Consider the following 20312-nt stretch of genomic DNA (forward strand, 5'->3'; position numbering starts at 1 on the left):
ACACATTGCGTAACGTAAAATCAAATAGCATATGGATTGGTATAATTCATATGGGATTAGGTACTGTATTAGCACAAATGATTAATATAGTAGCGCAACCAATTCTAACACGTATATTTCCTGCCGAAACACTGGGAATTTATACATATATAATTTCTCTTGCGACAATGATTATTCCAGTAGCATCGTTGAAATTAGACATGCTGATTGTATCAGAATCAGATGATAAAGAGGCTCAGTATATAACAGATGCATGTATTATCATTAATGTATTTATTTCATTAATATATGCGCTTGTGATAGCAGTAGGGTATCAGATAACTGATAATAATATTTTTAATAAATATGGAATAATAATATATATTGTACCCATACTTGTATTTACGAATGGACTTAGATTTTTATTTATTAGTTATTTGAATCGTTATAAAGAGTACAAAACAATTTCTATAATTGCAATTATTAGAGAAGCTATTCGAGCAATTATTCAAGTTGGATCAGGTTTTCTTTCTCTGGGAGTTTTTTCATTATCTATGGGGTATGCTATTTCACCTTTGTTTGGATTAAACATTCAGATGAAGAATTATATAAAGAAACTGAAAGAACGCCCAAGAATAACTGCTCAAAAATTTAAAGAAGTAGTGTTGATAAAGGGGAAAAGGCAAATATTATATTTGGTTCCTGCACAATTTATTAATAGTTTTTCATCTTCGCTTGTTACAATTTCAATTACAGCACTTTTTTCAGCAAAGGTACTGGGATACTATTCAGCAGGAGCAAGAATATTGGATATACCAATAGTTTTTATTACTTCCAATGTTAGTAAAGTGTGCTACCAAAGGATAAGTGAGAATGTTTCTAATAGCAAACCTGTTTTAAAAACTTTGATGTCAGTAATCGTAGTTTTATCCATGATATCTGTGCTAGGCTTCGGAATACTATATTTTATTGCGCCAAGACTTTCTGAAATTGTTTTTGGAAAGGGGTATCGAATTGCTGGAGAGTATATTAGATGCCTTTGTGTGATGTATGCAGTTAGGTTAGTAGCAACATCTTTTGCAGGAGTATATACGGTATTTAAAAAACAGAATTTTGAATTGATTTTGAATATTTTATTAATTGTGTCAGCTGGACTAAGTTACATAGTATGTCGTATGTTGGAGACAGAAGTAACAACATATCTAAAATTGATGAATATGGGGTATACAGTAGTATATTTACTAATGTTATTAGGATATATAGTTGTGTGCAAAAATTATGATAAAAAAGTAAGGAGTGTAGACAAATGAGTTTATTTAAAGGAAAAACATTAATGATAACTGGTGGAACGGGTTCATTTGGGAATGCGGTTTTAAATCGTTTCCTTAAAACAGATATTGGTGAGATTCGTATTTTTTCACGAGATGAAAAGAAACAAGATGATATGAGACATGATTTTCAAGCGAGAATGCCGGAAGTAGCTGATAAAATCAAGTTTTATATTGGAGATGTTCGTGATTTGCAATCTGTAAGAGGAGCAATGCCAGGAGTAGATTACATCTTTCATGCAGCAGCTTTAAAACAGGTGCCATCATGTGAGTTCTTCCCGATGGAAGCAGTTCGTACAAATGTTATTGGAACAGAGAATGTGCTTACAGCAGCGATTGAGGAAGGGGTAGAGTCTGTTATTTGTTTATCAACAGATAAGGCAGCTTACCCAATTAATGCAATGGGAATTACAAAAGCAATCGAGGAAAAAGTTGCGGTTGCAAAATCCAGAATGTCTGGAAAAACAAAGATTTGTTGTACTCGTTATGGAAATGTTATGTGCAGTCGTGGATCAGTTATCCCACTTTGGATTGATCAGATTAAGCAGGGAAATCCGATTACTCTGACAGAGCCATCTATGACACGTTTTATTATGAGTCTGGAAGAAGCGGTTGATCTTGTATTATTTGCATTTGAGCATGGCGAGAATGGAGATCTTCTGATTCAGAAAGCTCCAGCTTGTACAATTCAGACACAGGCTGAAGCAGTGTGCGAGTTGTTTGGTGGCAAGAAAGAGGATATTAAGGTAATTGGTATTCGTCATGGAGAGAAGATGTATGAAACACTTCTTACAAATGAAGAATGTGCTAAAGCTATTGATATGGGAAATTTTTATCGTGTTCCGGCTGATAATCGAGGTTTGAATTATGATAAATATTTTAAAGATGGTGATGAGAAGAGAAATACCCTGACAGAGTTTAATTCTAATAACACTAAACGATTGAATTTGGAAGAAACAAAAGAGAAGATTGCTTCTTTGGAATATATACAGATTGAATTAATGAAAATGAATGAAAAATAAGATGATACATATAGAGGTATAGAAAAATGTCTGATTATAAAGATATAAAGTGGAAAGAAAATGGAAAGTTAAAATTGTTAATTATTGTAGGAACAAGACCGGAAATTATCCGCTTGGCTGCTGTAATTAATAAAACCCGTAAGTACTTTGATGTGATTCTGGCGCATACAGGACAGAATTATGATTATAACTTAAATGGTGTGTTTTTTAAGGACTTAAAGTTGGAAAACCCGGAAGTATATTTGAATGCTGTAGGAGCAGATCTTGGAGAAACATGTGGAAATATTATTGCACAGAGTTACAAATTGATGGCTGAGATTAAACCAGATGCAGTACTGGTTCTTGGAGATACTAATAGCTGTTTGTCGGTAATTGGTGCTAAAAGATTGCATATTCCGATTTTTCACATGGAGGCAGGTAATCGTTGTAAAGATGAGTGTCTGCCTGAAGAAACAAACAGACGTATTGTAGATATTATTTCTGATGTGAACATGGCATATTCTGAACACGCACGCAGATATTTAGCGGATTGTGGTTTGCCAAAGGAGCGTACATATGTGACTGGATCACCTATGGCAGAGGTATTACGTAACAATTTAGCAGAAATTGAAGCATCAGACATTCATAGCAAACTTGGATTGGAAAAAGGGAAATATATTTTGCTGTCAGCACATCGAGAGGAAAATATTGATACAGAAAAGAATTTCTTATCTCTATTTAATGCAATCAACAAGATGGCAGAGAAGTATGATATGCCAATTTTATACTCTTGCCATCCAAGAAGTAAAAAGAGAATTGAATCCACAGGATTTAAACTTGATCCGAGAGTGATTCAGCATGAGCCACTTGGGTTCCACGATTATAACTGTCTGCAGATGAATGCGTTTGCAGTAGTGTCAGATTCTGGAACATTACCAGAAGAGAGTAGCTTCTTTACATCGGTTGGGCATCCATTCCCTGCTGTATGTATCCGTACATCAACAGAACGTCCGGAAGCATTGGATAAAGCATGTTTTATTCTTTCAGGAATCGATGAAAAAGGATTGTTACAGTCTGTTGATACTGCAGTCGAAATGAACAGAGCAGGAGATTATGGTATCCCGGTTCCAGATTATATTGAAGAAAATGTTAGTTCAAAAGTTGTAAAGATTATTCAGAGTTATACTGGTGTTGTTAATAAAATGGTTTGGAGAAAAGAAGTGTAAATGGAACGTTATACTGATTCTATAATAAATAGAACAAGGATGTGAGTTATATGAATATTTTGGTAACAGGTGCAAAAGGCATGGTAGGCACTGCCCTAGTAAATAATTTAAAAAATATCCGGGATAACAAAAATAGGACAAGACCGAATATTTCAATAGAAGATATATATGAGTATGATCTTGATTCAACACCAGAAGAATTAGAACAGTATTGTCAGAATGCTGATTTTGTATTTAATCTAGCGGGAGTAAATCGTCCTGAAAATCCAGAAGATTTTATGAAAGGAAATTTTGGATTTGCCTCTGATTTACTGAATACATTAAAGAAGTATAATAATAAAGCAACGATTATGCTCTCTTCATCAATACAGGCTACACTTGCAGGACGTTTTGGAAACTCAGAATATGGACGTTCAAAAAAGGCAGGCGAGGAATTGTTTTTTGATTATGCAAATGAAACAGGAGCTAAGGTTGCCGTATACCGTTTTCCTAATTTGATGGGACATTCCAGACCGAAATATAATTCTGCAGTATCAACTTTCTGTTGGGCAGTAGCAAATGATGAAGAATTTACGGTAAATAACAGTAGTACAGAATTGGAATTATTGTACATTGATGATTTAGTAGAAGGCATGTTTGACCTGATAGAGGGGAAAGAGAAGCACTGTGAATTTGATGGTGTGGAAACGGTTATAAAAGAAGATGGAAAATATTGCTGCGTTCCAGTAACACATAAAGTTACATTGGGAGAAATCGTGGACTTATTGCAGCAATTTAAAGAACAACCAACGACGCTTATGATGCCTAAAATGCCGGAGGGTTCTTTTGCAAAGAAATTATATAGCTTATATTTGACATATTTGCCAACTGAAAAATTCAAATATGCATTAAAAATGAATGTGGATGGTCGTGGAAGTTTTACGGAATTAGTACATACACAGGATTGCGGTCAGGTGTCAATTAATATCAGCAGACCGGGAATTACCAAAGGGCAGCATTGGCATAACTCGAAATGGGAACTTTTTATTGTTGTAGCAGGGCATGGATTGATTCAGGAACGTAATATTAATACAGGAGAAAAAGTGGAATTTGAAGTAAGTGGAGATAAAATCGAGGCTATACATATGATTCCAGGCTGGACACATAATATTATCAACTTGAGTGAAACAGAAAATCTTGTGACTGTTATGACGTGTAATGAAATCTTTAATCCAGAAAGACCGGACACATTTTTTGAAGAAGTATAGTATTGGGAGGAGTAATATGAAAATAGCAGTAGCAGGAACAGGATATGTGGGACTATCTATTGCCACATTGTTATCTCAAAATCATGAGGTAATGGCAGTTGATATTGTTCCGGAAAAGGTAGAGAAGATCAATAAAAGAATCAGTCCTATTCAGGATGAATATATTGAAAAATACTTAAAGGAAAAAGAGTTAAATCTGACAGCTACGTTAGATGCAGAGGCTGCATATAAGGATGCAGATTTCGTAGTTATTGCTGCACCTACGAATTATGATAGTAAGAAAAATTTTTTTGATACATCAGCGGTAGAAGCTGTAATTAAGCTGGTTATTGAATATAACCCAAATGCAATTATGGTAATTAAATCTACAATTCCGGTAGGGTATACTGCAAGCATTAGAGAGAAATTCCATTGTGATAATATTATCTTCAGTCCGGAATTTTTACGAGAGTCAAAAGCATTATATGATAATCTGTACCCATCCAGAATTATTGTGGGAACAGATATTGAAAATGCTAGACTTGTAAAAGCTGCGAACACATTTGCCGGATTATTACAGGAAGGTGCTATTAAAGAGAATATTGATACTTTGATTATGGGATTTACAGAAGCGGAAGCAGTGAAGTTATTTGCTAATACATATTTGGCTCTCAGAGTATCATATTTTAATGAGCTCGACACATATGCCGAAATGAAAGGGTTGAATACACAGCAGATCATTAACGGTGTGTGTCTTGATCCAAGAATTGGATCACATTATAATAATCCGTCATTTGGTTATGGTGGATATTGCTTACCGAAAGACACAAAACAGCTTCTGGCAAATTATGCAGATGTTCCTCAGAATATGATGTCTGCAATCGTTGAGTCTAACAGAACAAGGAAAGATTTCATAGCAGATCGTGTGTTACAGAAAGCTGGATATTATGCTTATGGAGATGAGAATACATATGATGCTTCCATGGAAAAAGAGGTTGCAATTGGTGTATACCGTCTTACTATGAAGTCAAATTCAGATAATTTCCGCCAGTCTTCTATACAGGGAGTTATGAAGAGAATCAAAGCCAAAGGGGCATCTGTGATTATTTATGAGCCAACACTGGAAGATGGAAGCACTTTCTTTGGAAGCAAGGTTGTGAATGATTTGGACAAATTTAAAGAACAGAGCCAGGCAATCATCGCAAATAGATATGATAGTTGCTTGGATGATGTGAAAGACAAAGTATATACAAGAGATTTGTATGGCAGAGATTAAAAAATGTTTTGGAATGCATTGCAATTTATATATAAGCTGATAGTGCAGTATTGTGAATCACCAGTCTCATCACCGATTACATGGTGTTTGGGAATTATCTGGATAATAAAATCAATACATACTCTGTATAAAACGAAAGTAAAAACAGATGAGTTAGCTGCAGAAAGGGAAGCCAAAGAGGTTTCAGAAGCTATCAAAGATCTGAATATTTTAACTGAAAAAAGCAAAGAAGAGAATCAGGATATTAGGACTTTAATGTTTGAAAATTTAAAAGAATTGAAGGAGTTCTATGTTATCTGTAAACAGCAAATCAGAAAATCTTTCTCAGCAGCTATGTTCTCATGCTTTGCAGGATTTATGCTTTTTGTTTTGGCAGTCGTTCTATTTTTATTAGGTGGAAATAATTCAGCATCATTTATGGCTGGTCTATCTGGAGCGATAGTAGAGATTGTATCTGGTCTTTACTTTTGGATGTATAGGGAAACTTCTAAACAACTTGGAAAGTACCACAAACGATTGGAGGCAACCGAGAAATATTTAATTGCTTTGCAAATTATCGAAATGATACCGGAAGAAAATAGAAGTGAACAATATGGAAAATTAATAGATCATATTTTCGAAAATCCCTATGCAAATAAACAATAGTATTTATGTGAGATAAAATAAGCGTGGAATAGTCGATTTTACCGGGAACAGCAGGTAGCACCTATTCTTATTAAATGCTCTGGTACTGACAGGTGCCAGAGCATCAGTATAATATGATTGGATTGACACGAAAAAAGGAAAAAGTATGAAAGTATGCTTTAAGGCAGGTGTGATTATATTTTATGTTTTAGGATATTGTTTTTTGAGAAAACATATGCGGAGGGATATCATCAAATTATTTAAAGCATATATGCTATTGATGATTTTTTTGCTTTCGCTCCTGCCGGAACCATTTATGCTGAAGCATTTAGGGATAACACTTCGAGCGAATACCCTGGTGCTATGGATGGCAGGGATAGAGGCAGTGGATGCATGGGATGAATATAAAAGAGAGAAAAATAGAAATAAAAGTAATCATAGCAGTGGTGTAAAGAAAAATGGGAAGAACAAAAAAGAAACCAGGATATAATCAGAACAGAATAATGGAGCAGTTCCAGAATTGTATTGTAGAGGCATATACTTCGGGAATGGCTGATGGATCAGGTATTTCGTTAAGGCAAGTATCAGAAGAATTTAGCATTACATTGATGAAAACACGAAAAATATTGATTACTGCAGGTGTATATCATACTGAAAATAGTCAGCAGATTAACTTAATGCGAGAACAAGGAATGAGTATTCCAGAAATAATGAAGGCAACTGGTTTGAGCAGGTCATCTGTACATTCCTATCTGCCATATACCAAAATGATCTATAATGTAGATGAACTTAGTCTTTACGCAGAGCGCTGTAGAGTGTATAGGAAAAGAAAGCAAGCCGTTGAGCAATTACAGATATGTAAGGGGGCTTCCTTGGAATGTGTGGAGAAGTATTTGTGGAGTACGATTGAAAAATTTTCAGGATATTCCTTTAAAACGGTAAAAGGATTACGATTTCAATATGCTGTAAACGGAAATGAAATACAGATTAATCGAAAGAAAAAATGTATAACGAGAAGTAGTGTGAAAATTGCTCTAAAAGTGGCGCTGGAGAAGAATGGGAATATAAGCGGACCGAAAAAATTAGGAGTATTCGGTGTTAGTTATTTGTATCCGATGTTTTTGAGATTTGGATTGATTGATACAGAAAGGAAATTGAATGGACATTTACCAGATATGGACAACATATAATAAGCAATGGTCAAGATATGAAATATTGGCTTTTGTGGGAGTATTGATACTGGTATGCATAGCAATGGCAGTGTGTGTACACAGAAAGAAACTGAGCATAATTCTGGCAGCAGCAGTGTTGGCATTGGTGGTGTTCCTGGGAACTGTGTTTGGCTCAACTGTATTTACTAGGACGGGAACTATTCGGCAGTATGAATTAGTACCATTCTGGTCATGGAGAGATATTATTCGCTATCATGATTGGACGTTATTAAAAGAGAATTTGCTGAATTGTATATTGTTATTGCCAGTCGGAGTCTTGCTTCCCATAATTGCAAATCATAAAGTGAAGTGGTATCAGGCTCTGGTAATAGGAATATTGGTATCCGCAATAATAGAGTTCAGTCAGTTGATTTTTATGCGTGGTTTATTTGAATGGGATGATATGATTCACAATGGACTGGGGTGTATGCTTGGCAGCATGGTAACGAATTATATAATGAATGTATGGAGAAAAAATAAATAAGCCCCGGTTGCTATTTGCCGGGACTTATGATGCATGGTGCGAGATCTGTTTCATCTTTGGTAATTTTATCGTTGCATGGCATAGAAGAGTATTGCAACAGTAAAGATAGTTCTTGTGCGTATTTTTCATTTGGAACAGGTGGTTGAATCATATTGATGGGTATATTATAGAACGTTTCTGGTGTTGTCAAAGCTCGCTCAATATTACTTTTGAATTTTAGGTCTAAACCGGAATGATTCATAAAAGCATTTAACTGTTTCTTAGAAATTGTAATTTCATCACGATATAATCGAAGCAATCCACTGACATAACGCTGCTGTTCTTCACTGAGTTCCGTAGAACTAAGGAAGACCTTATGTATAGTAGGAAAACGCTTACTTCCAGAAGCTGAAGTGATGCCGCACCCTATGGCTCCGATAAATGAATGGATGTTAAGCTGAAGATGATTAAAGGCAAGCGTCCATATATCTCCGTACTCGTAAGAAACTAAATTGCAATATATGCATCCGACTCGTGAGATTACCATATCTCCGGTGTATGATTTAGTGCGTGATATGTTTGTGTCTGGTTCAGGCTCGCCAGTATAGAGTTCCAGTGATGCTTCACATGGAGATGGAGCGTTACGATTTTTGAAATCAAGTTCACCATGAACAAGTTCGCCATTATTTTTTTCGTCTGTACTTAAAAAATAGATAAAGTATTTTTTGAAATAGCCTCTATATGAAGGATCAGAAGTATCATAAATCATCAAGTTAGAGGAAGGATCTGGTAGCTTTTGTGAAAGCTCAATATTCTTCATGAGAGAGGAAAGGCTAATATCCAGTCCGTCACATATATTGATTAAAGTGGAAAGACGTGCTGAGGAGGGTTTGGCAAAAATATTTGAAATAGTACCCTGAGATACCGCAACATCTTTTTCTTTACATAAAGATTCTAGCTTTTTTTGAGTAATGTTATTTTGTTCCATGTATGAACGGATATAAGAAACAATTTTCTTTACATATTCTTGATTATTCATCGACGATCCCTCACTTTATTATGTAATTCTGTTTCAGTTCTATTATAGAATTAATGTGTCACACTGTCAATCAGTAAAATAATAGACGTATTAAAATATTAATAAAATGGTGTAACCAAATATCAAAAAATAAGTAAATGTGACGGAAATAAAGAAAGATTTTACAAAAACTTTAAGCAATATTGACATTTATTACATATGGGAGTATAATCAAAAAAGAGACTTCCCCTTTAGGGAAAGTCTCTGCAATAACTGGAAAATCAATAAAGTTGTTTTATTAACCAACTATTCTGATTTATGAGATTGTACCAGAATCTCATCCTGACATGAGCCATTATCTATGACTATATCACATTAAAGTGATAATATATAGGTAATGCGAACATGACATTATTAATTCTACCTCAGAAAACATTGGATGTCAAGCACTTTATTGAAAAATCACAAGGAGGTGTAGGACAAAAATCCAATGAAAGCGTTAAAAAATCAGCAATACTATAACAGAAACATGGAGAAAGTACACTGTCAGTGTAAGTAGAGGTATACAGCTTTGAGAGGTAATAATGAATTAAGGACGAGAACGTATAATGTACGAGTAGGGGACAAAGTTTGGGTAGACGGACAGCCCGCCTTTTCTGTAAAAGGTGGAGGTAACAGATTTGATGTCTACACCATGAAAGAAATGATTGCAGCATTTTACGGAGAAAACTGTAAATGCATCATTATTAAACAGAGTGGTAGAAAAGTAGTAATTGAATAAAGAAGGATAATCGCCCGGACAAGAGCTATCCGCAATGCGAGATAAGCCGGAGCAGAATGGTATTGGTATGCCATTTTGCTTCGGCTTATTTTTTTGCCACAAAAGAAGTGGATGACAAATGAAAAAACAGATGAAACAGATGAAAAATATAAACATAATATTTGACAAAAAGAACATATGTTCGTATAATATAAGCATCGCTACCTTGGAAATGCTAAACAATCTATTGTTGTTGGAAAACTTGGTCAGCTTTGACTTTCCCTTTAGCTGGCTTTCTGCTGAAGGAGGCTAATATGCAAAAAGTTGACATTATACCAGTTGCGTGCCCAACATGCAAAAACAAAAGATTATTTGACATTGATTTACATACAGAGGGAAACATACAGATAAAATGCCCAAAGTGCAGATCAATCGTTAAAGTAAAAATGCATAGACAAGAAATTCATACTGAGCAAATCGGGATATAGAATTAGTCTATAATCACCTACGCCTGATGAATATGGGATGTTTATTAAAGGACAACAACCATATCATCAGGCGTTTTTATGTCCGCAAGAGGGAGGTGAGTCGGTTTGACAGATGAAGAAAAGAATATCTTTGGGAATCAATTAAGGGAACGAAGAAATGAATTAAATCTTACAACACAGAAGGTTGCTTTAGATGCGGAGGTAGGAGAGTCAACTTACAAACGGTTAGAGGCTGGTGATGGAAACCCTCGTTTAGATACACTGGTCAGAATTGCAAAATGTTTGAAAACCGACTTAAACTCTGTGGTGCCGCAGGAACATTTATGTAAAGATTCTGGGATTTGGCAAATAGTACGAAAGTTGTTAAGCATGGATAAAAAGAAAATGAATAAGGCGATAAAAGCAATTCTAGCAATGTTGGATGCAATGTCTGATGATTAAAGGTTATTGAACTTAGAGTAATAAGTCAATGACCTTTATTTTTTTGAAAAAGACAATAAAGGAGCTTTTATTAGATGAGAAAATTATATAAAATTGTTGTATGTTTGATTCATGAACGATAATGAATAATAAAATAGATACTAACGGAGGGTATGTTAAAAATGGGAAGAACAAGTGATTATACTAAGCAGGTGCGTAACGAAGAATGCGAGAACACTGTTGAAACAAAGAAAAGCTCTAAAAGTTTCACAGATATAAAGAGGATGTTTGCAAAAGAACCAATGACAGCGGAGCAATTTGGAATATATTTAGGTGAATGTAAAGCAGCGGGAGATTTTATAAGTGATAAGACAATCAAAAGATATATCGAAAAATTATGCAAAATGAGTGACGGGAAAATAACACCTTCGAAATTTATGAAAACAGTAGACGGAACAGATGTTTATATTATTCAACCGGAAATACAGGAATTATTAGTTGCAATGTTCGATACAGATTTTTTTGGTGCAAAGGGGAAACCCAAAGCGGGAATTGACGTGAAACAGCGTCTGCGAGCTCAGCTTGCAGAGAATGTTGAAATATATTTGGATGAAGATATAAAGAAACAGGTAAAATCAGCACCACAGTTTCTAAATGCAAGGTTGGAGGATATTCTAACAGAGAAAATAAATAATGAAGTTCGTGGTATGTTTGCTACAATGCAGGACTCAGATGATACTATTCAATATCAGTTGATGTTAGAAACTTTAGACCGGTTGGTTGCTATCAGAAGGTGGATGAATGAGTGGAATGCCAGAATAAACTTGATTAAACAGGAATTTGCTAAAACAGAACAGGAAAAACAGGACGCTAAGAACAAAACAGGGTTATTTAAGCATAAACAGCTTCAGGATATATTAATTGATGTAATTTCCAACTTATTGGAAGGAAAAGAGTACGAATATATATCTGAGGAAGAGGAAATATTTTATCCTACTTTATATGCTGCTAGTAAAATGTATGATATTACGGCAATGCCAGGAAACGAATTGACGCTATGGTTACAGGAAGTTGAAGAAAACATATCAAATTTAAAAAGATACAAATATATTCGAAGAAAAGCAAGAGCTTTGTTCGACGAGAATGATCATTTGGAGAAAAAGATATTAGATTCGATTGATAAAATTGCAAGGACACAGTTGGTATCAAATGAAAGTGATATGACACCAGAACAGTATGAAAGATTAGTCAGATTTACAGAAGATGCAAGTATGGAAGAAAAGCAAGAAATTTTGTGTAAACTTGAACAATCAGGGAATCTTACATTGGATGAGCAGACTTTAAAGGAAATAATGGACATTAAAGATGCCGTAGAAAAGAAACAAGAATATGGAATGCTTTAAGGCTGGACAGATTATATTTTATTAGTGTCTGGCAAGATGGATTGTGAATGGAGCGGTTTAGCTATATAATAACGCCATAGTCAATAAGGAAAGGAGATTTGGAATATGGCATATAGCAATGCGGAAATTTACGATAGAAATAAGTCGGAAGCTGAAAGAGAACAGAAACTCTTGAGTAAGCTGAAGCGAATATCTGCAAAGGGTAATAATGCGGAGGTAAAGCAAGATCGAGATGGAAACTGGATTGTATATGAAGTGAAAAAAACAAAGGCTATTGTCTGAAGTGGCAGACGATAGGGCTAAGCGGAGCCTGAGTAATTTGATGCGTGTTCATCAAATTATTCAGGCTTTTTGTATGTTGAGGTTCATATATGGACTGTTTTAGAAAAAATTGGTCAGTATGTGGTACTGAGGTAGGCGAGTTGATTCGGTAAAATATAATCATCAAAAGAGAGGAGGCAATAAAATATGAGCCGAGAAGAATATCTGGAATTTATCACACATCAGCCCTATGACGCAATGGGAGATTTTAGTTTCCTGTTGGATGAAAAGTCTGATAAAGCTGAAAACACTACGGTAGAAAATGAAAACATGAACGCTGATTAATCTGCGTGCAGGGAGTGCCCTGTATAGCTGATTGATACATAAAGCAGCAAGGAGAGGCTTCGCAAGTCGCTCGGTATAAAAAAAAACCGGGCAGATCGGAGTCTTTTTTTGCTGCTTTTTTTATCTGCTGACAGCCCGGAGCCGAAAGGCAGAAAGGCGGTTGTCATGCTGACACTTAGAAAACTGAAAGAAATGGTGGAATCTCCAAAGAAAGGCGAAAAGAAACCGAGCTGTAAAAGTTTACGGGAGGGGAAATACCCGGTTGTTGCTCAGAAGATTATTAAGAACGAGGTAGGCGTAGTCACGATCACTGTTTATAAGAACGGATATGTGGTCTATCAGGCACAGAATCGGGTAACAGTATTTCCTATCGAAGATATTTCCGGTTATCGCTATTCTTCTGTGGCTGGAAATGGATATGGATGTAATCTGACGGAATCTTACTTTGAAGAGGCTGAGTGGTATCTGCGTTTTGTTCTTCGAGGAGAAGATCGCCTGAGCATCAATCTGGATAGCTGCAATCAGAAACGCTGTATTTCTTTATCTTCTGCTATGGAAGAAATGCAGCTTGGAGAGAGTGTGGCACCGGACATGGAGGAAATGATTGTTCAGCAAATGATGACAGAAAACATGATGGATATGCTGACGGATAAGCAGAAGGAACTTATTTATGCCCTTTATTTTGAGAAACAGACTTATCAGGAATACGCCGATATTCATGGAATCAGTTCAGCAGCAGTCAACAACATGAGAAATAAGGCAGTTGCCAAGCTGAGAGCCAGTTTAGAAGAACTCGCAGAAAGTAATGAGAAAAAGAAACTGAGAAAAAAATAAAAAAGTTTGCAAAAGGGGGTTGGTAAACACCCTATGCCGAGCTTTATAGGTGAAGGGTTAATTCTTCAAAAAGAAAAAGCCCGGACTTGTACCTTGACAATTTCATATAGATAGCAAGAGGGGATACCCGGAAACTCAGCTACGCATAATAATCAGCGGCCAGGATTCGGAGAGAACGTGAAAGAGAAACGGCTGAAAGGCACTTTTACAAGGAACGGCCTCTTGCGGCTTAAATGCTTGATCCTTATTAAAACTGTTATTTCCATTTATTGGAGATGACAGCAGATACCATGTGGCGGTGCTTCGCTTAGTGCAGGTGCCGCCATATGCATGTGCTGTTATCTTTTCAGAAATGTACAGGTATCAGTAACAAAAACATCGGGAGGTGGTTCCAATGATTGAATAGTGCAGGTACAGACCTGCTGAAAAGAAAAACGATGATAAGTGAAGAAAGAGAGGATTAAGTCAAAATGAAAATGAAGTTCAAAAGATTCTTATCAGGAGTCATGGCAGTTGCTACATTAGCATCTGTAATCGTTCAGCCGGTAGCTGTTTCAGCATCGGAATTAGAACCGGAAGAAATACCGTTTGAGCAGCAGTATCCGGAATTAAAAGAGGTACAGGATTCGCTTGATCCAGATGAAATTGTAACAGCAAATGACATTGAACTTGCCTATGGACAGGAATTTGAAGTGGAAGTAGATCTGTCCGGTATTGACGGAGTGGATGAAAGTAAAATGAAGATTTTATTCCATGAAGCAAAAAATGAAGCCGGAGCCGAGTTTGATACCCATACACCGGATACCTACAAGGCAGTATATGCGGTAGAGCCGGTAAGTGGTCATCCGTCTTACAGAATCAGCAGAAATATCACTGTAAAAGAGCCTGAAACAGAAACGCAGTCAGAGAGTTCTTCTGAGATTGCAGTTGACGATGACAGCGGTACTGGAGATACAGAGCAGAGTGATGACGATTCAGAGTCGCACCAGGAAAATACAGTTGATACGGAAACTGAACTTACGGTGTCTGAAGTGCTGGAACAGGCAGAAACAAATGGAATTGATCTGTATGCAATGGATGCAGGAGAAACCGTAACCTTTATGGCTTCTGCAGGAAATGCAAGAAGTTCACAGCAGGTTTCTGTTACAAGGGGAACCATGTATCGTTACGCAGATTATGGATATGGTAGTTACCTTACTTATCAGTATACTGTGAAATTTGGTAATGTATCTGCCACAGCATACTGTGTACAGCCATCCAAGCCGGGACCAGGAAGTGGAACTTATACAATTAATAAGGTAGGAGATGGAAAAGCACTTGCTAAGGTATGTTATTATGGCACAAAAGCTTCTGGAGATGATGGATTTTTCACAGAAGAGAATGGATATGGAAATTTAAGTGCCGGAGCCAGATTTATTCTGGTACACCTTGCAGCATCTTATGCAAATGGTAGCGGGGACGCTTTTTCAGGTGCAAACAGCACTGCACAGAATCTTGCAAAGAAACTTTATAATTATTGCGTTTCTCAACCGGATATTCCATCAGTGGCAATGTCTTTTTCAGATGCAAACGTAAAAGCCTATGTAGACGGTAACAGTCAGAGAACAAAGGATATAACGTTTAAGGCAGATGCATTACAGACAATTACTATGAAACTTCCGGCAGGTGTAAAACTTCATAACCTGTCAACAGGAAAAACAAGTAAAGCTGGAGCAAATGTAGAAATCTGCGGTGGTACGAAGTTTTATCTGTCAGCACCACTGACACAGGTAAGTGATGTGGCAGAGAGCTGGTCTACAACAATGAAAGGAAGCATTACTAAAGATTATTCAGCTTATAAGATTTCTACAGGATCTGGAAATCAGGATCTGGCATTGGTGTTTGGCGAAGGCGTGGATGATGAAAAATACGTGGATTTTAAAGTATCCTGGATTGAACTTGCAACTGTAGAAGTTATGAAGAAAGATTCAGCAGCAGATGTAAACCTTGCAGGAGCAGTGTTTGGTATTTACAGTGATCCAGATTGCAAAAATCTGATTACTACAATGCCGGAAACAGACAGCAATGGCAAATCTTCTGCAACGATTGTAAAAACACAGGATACCGTATATCTGAAAGAAATCTCAGCACCGAAAGGTTATGTGGTAAATACAACCGCTTACAATGTGAAGCTGGTAGCAAGTAAGACCACGACAACAACGGTACCGGATAAAGAGCAGCTTGGCGAATTGACTGTATATAAAGAAGGACAGGTTCTTGCAGGGGCAGATGTCAGCGAGAATGGTACAGTATTCCAGTATGAAAACAGACGTCAGAAAGGTGCTGTTTATAACGTATATGCCGGAGAGGATATTTTCTCTGCCTATGGTGCGAAGATTTACAGCAAAGGCGATCTTGTGAAAGAAAACCTTTCGACAGATGAAAATGGGGCATGTATCCTGAAAAATCTGCATCTTGGAACTTATGTTGTCAAAGAAATGCAGGCACCGGAGAACTTTTATAATGCCGGAGAGGAAAAAACAGTTACACTTTCCTATGCAGGACAGAGCGTGGAGGTAGTCTTTTCTGATGTGACATTCACAAATGACAGACAGAAGACAGATGTGAGTGTTGTAAAGAAAGACAAGGATACCGAAAATCCGTTATCTGGCGGTGTGTTTGCCCTGTATGCTGGCAGTGATATTGCCAACGCAGACGGAAATGTAGTAGTGAAGAAAGGCACACTGATTGAAAAATCAACGACAGGAGCAGATGGAAAAGCGGTATTTAATGCAGATATTCCGATTGGATTTTCTTATGTAGTCAAAGAGGAACAGGCACCACAGGGATATTTGAGAAATTCTAAAGATGTTTATACATTTAAGTTCTCATATACCAGTGACAGTGAGCCGAAAGTTTCATTCACTCATACATTTGTAAATGAGAGAGTCAAAGCTAAGATTTCTCTGGAAAAGAGAGATGCGGAAACAAAACAGGCGGTTGCGCAGGGAGATGCGACACTGGAAAAAGCAGTTTATGGACTGTACGCCCGTAATGATATTGTTCACCCGGATGGTATTACCGGCGTGATTTATAAAGTCGGGGAGCAGGTGGCTGCTTTTACGACAGATAAGAATGGACAGGCTTCTGTGGAAGGCTTGTATCTTGGAGACTACTATGTGAAAGAAATCAGTCCGTCAGTGGGTTATCTTGCAGATGAAACGGAACATGATCTGGTCTGCAATTATGAAGGCGACTTGGTAGCAGAGGTTAAACGTGACTGCATTTCATTAGAGCAGGTAATGAAACAGCCATTCCAGATCATCAAAGCAGCCAATAATGGAAAAACAGACGCTGATCTGTTAAAAGGTGCAGGATTTACGGCATATCTGGAATCTTCCCTGACAATGAAAGCAGACGGAAGCTATGATTTTGCTTCTGCGACACCAGTTGTGATTGGGGAGAATGGTGCAACAGAAATGTTCACAGATGAAAAGGGTTATGCTTGCAGTATCGCACTTCCATATGGAACTTATATTGTGCGTGAAACTACAACACCTCACAATTATACTCCGGTAGATGATTTTACGGTGCGTATCACTGAGAATAATCCGAACCAGCCACAGACGTGGAGAGTACTTCTGGATGATGAGTTTGAAGCGAAGCTGAAAATCATCAAACAGGATGATGAAACTAAGAAACCAGTATTACAGAAAAATACAGAGTTTAAGATTTATGACCTGGATCATAAGAAGTATGTGGAGCAGGTTACAACCTATCCGACAACGGTTAAGCACAAATCTTATTTTACAGATGAGCAGGGATATTTGATTCTTCCGCAGAATCTGAAAATCGGAAATTACCGTATTGAGGAAGTAAATGCCCCGTTCGGTTACACGCTGAATAAAAATTATTATGAGGTAACAGTTGATTCTAATACTGCATATCAGATGGATGGAACTTCCGGGGATGTGATCATTGAAGCAATTTATGAGAACCATCCAGTTAAGGGAGAACTGACTATCGTGAAAAAGGGCGAAGTTCTGGAAGGATTCAAGGATGATTTTACATATCAGATAGAAAATCTGGAAGGAGCAGAGTTTGCTATTTATGCTGCGGAGGATATTTATACTGCTGACTTCCAGAAAGATGACAATGGAAATCGTATTCTGGAATATGCAGCCGGAACACTGGTGAAAACTGTTACAACCGATAAAGATGGAAAAGCGGTCTTGAAGAATCTTCCGCTTGGAAGTTATAAGATTGTGGAAACGTCTGCGCCAACAGGATTTGTTTTAAACAGCGAAGCACAGACAGTCACTTTTACTTACAAAGATCAGGAAACACCTGTCATTGAACAGACAGCTACTTTTGAGAATGAACGTCAGAAGGTAGAAATTTCGGTGGTAAAACAGGATGCTGATACAGAAAAAGCAGTTGCAGGGGCAGAATTTGGACTTTATGCGAAGAATGACATAGAAGCTCATGGAACTGTGATTGTGAAAGCAGACTCACTTCTTGGAAAAGCTGTTTCCGGAGAAGATGGAAAGGCTGTATTTACACAGGATCTGCCATTTGGAGAGTATTATATCAAAGAACTGGCAGCACCGAATGGCTATGTATCTTCAGATGAAGTTCTGGAAGTAAAGGCAGAGTACCAGGGACAGGAGGTTAAGGTTGTACAGTTATCTTCTATATTTAAAAATCAGCCTACCAAAGTTGTGGTTTCCAAGTCTGACCTGACTACTGGCGTGGAATTATCTGGTGCGACTCTTACGGTACTGGACAAAGATGGAAATGTAGTTGATACATGGAAGTCTGTAAAAGGTGAGCAGCATATGATTGAACGGCTTACTGTAGGGGAAACCTATACTCTCAGGGAAGAAATAGCTCCTTATGGATACCTCAAGGCAGAAGAGATCACTTTTACGATTGAGGATACCGGGGGAATCCAGGAAGTAGAAATGAAAGATGATGTGCCGACAGGAACGATCATCATCAATAAAAATGGAGAGTTTCTGGATAAAGTAACGGCATTGGATTCTGTTGGAGGATGGATCAGCCATTTATTCCAGTATGTAACAGGCAGTCTGAAAGATGTTACCTTTGAAGTATTTACTTTAGAGGACGTGAAATCTGCTGACGGAGAAAGTGAAGATTATTATAAAAAAGACGAACTGGTAGCAACCATTACAACGGATGATACCGGCATTGCAAAGTTATCCGGACTTCCTCTTGGCAAATATTATGTCAAAGAAAAAGCTACAGTGGATGGTTTTGTACTGGATAATGAGGCAAGAGAGATTGACCTGACATATCGTGACCAGGATACTGCAGAAGTCACTTACTCTGCTGACTGGCAGAATAACCGCCAGAAAGCGGAAGTGGAAGTTGTGAAAAAAGAGAAAGATTCTGATCGTGTACTGGAAGGTGCAGTATTTGCCCTTTGTGCTAAGAATGATATTACAGGAGCAGACGGAAAAGTTATTCTGGAAGCGGATACTGTGATTGAAGAACTGGCAACGGATAAAGAAGGCAAACTGACTTTTACAGCAGATTTACCGATTGGTTTTGAGTATTATATCAAGGAAACTTCCCCGGCACCTGGATTTGCAACGACGGATGAAACACAGGAGTTTACATTTGAGTACGAAGGTGCAGAAAAGGAAAAAGTATCATACTCCTTTACTTTTGAGGATGAACCGACAGTAATCGAGATTACCAAGACTTCCCTGACAGACGGGAAAGAGCTGGAAGGTGCCAAGTTACAGGTAACGGATGAAAGCGGTAAGGTTGTAGATTCCTGGACTTCCGGCAAAGAAGCTCATATCATCAAAGAACTGGTAGTCGGACAGAAGTATACCCTGACAGAAACAAAACCGGCAGACGGTTTTGTGACAGCGGAAAGCATTACATTTACCGTTAAAGATAACGCAGAAGCACAGAAAATCGAGATGAAAGACGATGTGACCAAGGTGGAAATCTCCAAGACGGATATTTCTGGTAAAGAACTGCCGGGCGCAAAACTGACAATTCTCGACAAAGACGGTAAAACGGTAGAGAGCTGGACTTCTGAGGAAAAAACGCATTACATTGAAATGCTTCCGATCGGGGAGTATACACTTCGGGAAGAGTCTGCCCCTGAGGGCTATCTGGTAGCTGAGGACGTGAAGTTCACAGTGGAAGATACCGGGGAGATTCAGAAAGTTGTGATGAAAGATGAGGTAAAACCGGAAGAAACATCAACACCGGAAACACCATCTACACAGGTAACAGATACACCGAAAACCGGAGATGATACACATATGCTGCTTTGGATTCTGCTTGCAGTAGCAGGTATGGCAGGTGCAGTGTCAGCGGTATGGGTGGCAAGAAAGAAGAAATAAAAATCAGTTAGTTAAGAGGGCATTTATGGACGAAAAAGATTCATAAATGCTCTCTTTCTGGTTAATACTAGGAAAAATGAAGGG

At 37.5% G+C, this 20312-nt stretch carries 17 protein-coding genes; 16 read left to right on the forward strand and 1 reads right to left on the reverse strand.

Annotated elements, in window-relative coordinates; genetic code table 11:
- The first annotated feature begins 5 nt into the window (after positions 1-5).
- The 9 genes from G593_RS0103795 (at position 6) to G593_RS0103835 (ending at position 8355) form a co-directional block, all read left to right on the forward strand.
- Positions 6-1289: a lipopolysaccharide biosynthesis protein gene (locus tag G593_RS0103795; protein ID WP_029730814.1), complete on the forward strand. Its 1284-nt coding sequence runs from the start codon at positions 6-8 to the stop codon at positions 1287-1289.
- Complete coding sequence (locus tag G593_RS0103800) at positions 1286-2329, forward strand: polysaccharide biosynthesis protein (RefSeq protein WP_029730815.1); 1044 nt, start codon at positions 1286-1288, stop codon at positions 2327-2329. Before G593_RS0103795 ends, G593_RS0103800 begins: the two co-directional genes overlap by 4 nt.
- A gap of 26 nt (positions 2330-2355) precedes the next feature.
- Positions 2356-3534 carry a non-hydrolyzing UDP-N-acetylglucosamine 2-epimerase gene (wecB, locus tag G593_RS0103805; RefSeq protein WP_029730816.1) on the forward strand — a complete coding sequence of 393 codons (1179 nt, stop codon included), beginning with the start codon at positions 2356-2358 and terminating at the stop codon, positions 3532-3534.
- Between the two features lie 50 nt (positions 3535-3584).
- Positions 3585-4781 carry a polysaccharide biosynthesis C-terminal domain-containing protein gene (locus G593_RS0103810; protein ID WP_029730817.1) on the forward strand — a complete coding sequence of 399 codons (1197 nt, stop codon included), beginning with the start codon at positions 3585-3587 and terminating at the stop codon, positions 4779-4781.
- Positions 4782-4797: 16 nt separating this feature from the next.
- Positions 4798-6036 carry a nucleotide sugar dehydrogenase gene (locus G593_RS0103815; protein ID WP_029730818.1) on the forward strand — a complete coding sequence of 413 codons (1239 nt, stop codon included), beginning with the start codon at positions 4798-4800 and terminating at the stop codon, positions 6034-6036.
- Between the two features lie 3 nt (positions 6037-6039).
- Positions 6040-6681 carry a TRADD-N-associated membrane domain-containing protein gene (locus tag G593_RS0103820; RefSeq protein WP_029730820.1) on the forward strand — a complete coding sequence of 214 codons (642 nt, stop codon included), beginning with the start codon at positions 6040-6042 and terminating at the stop codon, positions 6679-6681.
- A 346-nt stretch (positions 6682-7027) separates the two neighbouring features.
- On the forward strand, positions 7028-7150 hold the full coding sequence (locus G593_RS21085; RefSeq protein ID WP_255348522.1) for a hypothetical protein: 123 nt from the start codon (positions 7028-7030) through the stop codon (positions 7148-7150).
- The gene (locus tag G593_RS0103830; RefSeq protein WP_029730822.1) at positions 7119-7850 is read left to right on the forward strand and encodes a hypothetical protein; all 732 of its coding nucleotides are present in this window, start codon (positions 7119-7121) and stop codon (positions 7848-7850) included. The genes G593_RS21085 and G593_RS0103830 overlap by 32 nt, the downstream gene beginning before the upstream one ends.
- Entirely contained in the window at positions 7819-8355 is a 537-nt protein-coding gene (locus tag G593_RS0103835) for a VanZ family protein (RefSeq protein ID WP_029730823.1), read from the forward strand. The genes G593_RS0103830 and G593_RS0103835 overlap by 32 nt, the downstream gene beginning before the upstream one ends.
- Before the next feature lie 10 nt (positions 8356-8365).
- On the opposite strand, the gene G593_RS0103840 is transcribed toward G593_RS0103835, so the two are convergent.
- Complete coding sequence (locus G593_RS0103840; protein ID WP_029730824.1) at positions 8366-9373, reverse strand: helix-turn-helix domain-containing protein; 1008 nt, start codon at positions 9371-9373, stop codon at positions 8366-8368.
- Between the two features lie 550 nt (positions 9374-9923).
- On the opposite strand from G593_RS0103840, the gene G593_RS20030 reads away from it, so the two are divergent.
- The 7 genes from G593_RS20030 to G593_RS0103885 all read left to right on the forward strand — a co-directional run bounded on the left by G593_RS20030 (position 9924) and on the right by G593_RS0103885 (position 20228).
- A complete protein-coding gene (locus G593_RS20030; protein WP_147332461.1) occupies positions 9924-10133 on the forward strand; it encodes a hypothetical protein in 210 nt (69 codons plus the stop codon).
- Between the two features lie 572 nt (positions 10134-10705).
- The gene (locus G593_RS18995) at positions 10706-11041 is read left to right on the forward strand and encodes a helix-turn-helix transcriptional regulator (protein ID WP_029730825.1); all 336 of its coding nucleotides are present in this window, start codon (positions 10706-10708) and stop codon (positions 11039-11041) included.
- A 161-nt stretch (positions 11042-11202) separates the two neighbouring features.
- Entirely contained in the window at positions 11203-12423 is a 1221-nt protein-coding gene (locus G593_RS0103865; RefSeq protein WP_029730827.1) for a hypothetical protein, read from the forward strand.
- Positions 12424-12528: 105 nt separating this feature from the next.
- Positions 12529-12705 carry a hypothetical protein gene (locus tag G593_RS20035; protein ID WP_155961773.1) on the forward strand — a complete coding sequence of 59 codons (177 nt, stop codon included), beginning with the start codon at positions 12529-12531 and terminating at the stop codon, positions 12703-12705.
- 186 nt (positions 12706-12891) lie between these two features.
- Positions 12892-13029 (forward strand): hypothetical protein, encoded by a 138-nt coding sequence (locus tag G593_RS20465; RefSeq protein WP_181974012.1) that lies wholly within the window; start codon positions 12892-12894, stop codon positions 13027-13029.
- Positions 13030-13137: 108 nt separating this feature from the next.
- A complete protein-coding gene (locus G593_RS19000; protein WP_049946453.1) occupies positions 13138-13863 on the forward strand; it encodes a sigma-70 family RNA polymerase sigma factor in 726 nt (241 codons plus the stop codon).
- A gap of 470 nt (positions 13864-14333) precedes the next feature.
- A complete protein-coding gene (locus G593_RS0103885; protein WP_029730829.1) occupies positions 14334-20228 on the forward strand; it encodes a SpaA isopeptide-forming pilin-related protein in 5895 nt (1964 codons plus the stop codon).
- The last annotated feature ends 84 nt before the right edge of the window (positions 20229-20312 follow it).

This window comes from Dorea sp. AGR2135, from assembly GCF_000420885.1.
In the GTDB taxonomy this organism is placed as follows: Bacteria; Bacillota; Clostridia; order Lachnospirales; family Lachnospiraceae; genus Dorea; species Dorea formicigenerans.

Bases quoted from the DNA above. Each gene is read 5' to 3' on its own strand.
- G593_RS0103800 (WP_029730815.1), top strand. From the start codon at position 1,286: ATGAGTTTATTTAAAGGAAAAACATTAATGATAACTGGTGGAACGGGT.
- wecB (WP_029730816.1), top strand. From the start codon at position 2,356: ATGTCTGATTATAAAGATATAAAGTGGAAAGAAAATGGAAAGTTAAAA.
- G593_RS0103810 (WP_029730817.1), top strand. From the start codon at position 3,585: ATGAATATTTTGGTAACAGGTGCAAAAGGCATGGTAGGCACTGCCCTA.
- G593_RS0103815 (WP_029730818.1), top strand. From the start codon at position 4,798: ATGAAAATAGCAGTAGCAGGAACAGGATATGTGGGACTATCTATTGCC.
- G593_RS0103820 (WP_029730820.1), top strand. From the start codon at position 6,040: ATGTTTTGGAATGCATTGCAATTTATATATAAGCTGATAGTGCAGTAT.
- G593_RS21085 (WP_255348522.1), top strand. From the start codon at position 7,028: ATGGCAGGGATAGAGGCAGTGGATGCATGGGATGAATATAAAAGAGAG.
- G593_RS0103830 (WP_029730822.1), top strand. From the start codon at position 7,119: ATGGGAAGAACAAAAAAGAAACCAGGATATAATCAGAACAGAATAATG.
- G593_RS0103835 (WP_029730823.1), top strand. From the start codon at position 7,819: ATGGACATTTACCAGATATGGACAACATATAATAAGCAATGGTCAAGA.
- G593_RS0103840 (WP_029730824.1), bottom strand. From the start codon at position 9,373: ATGAATAATCAAGAATATGTAAAGAAAATTGTTTCTTATATCCGTTCA.
- G593_RS0103865 (WP_029730827.1), top strand. From the start codon at position 11,203: ATGGGAAGAACAAGTGATTATACTAAGCAGGTGCGTAACGAAGAATGC.
- G593_RS20035 (WP_155961773.1), top strand. From the start codon at position 12,529: ATGGCATATAGCAATGCGGAAATTTACGATAGAAATAAGTCGGAAGCT.
- G593_RS20465 (WP_181974012.1), top strand. From the start codon at position 12,892: ATGAGCCGAGAAGAATATCTGGAATTTATCACACATCAGCCCTATGAC.
- G593_RS0103885 (WP_029730829.1), top strand. From the start codon at position 14,334: ATGAAAATGAAGTTCAAAAGATTCTTATCAGGAGTCATGGCAGTTGCT.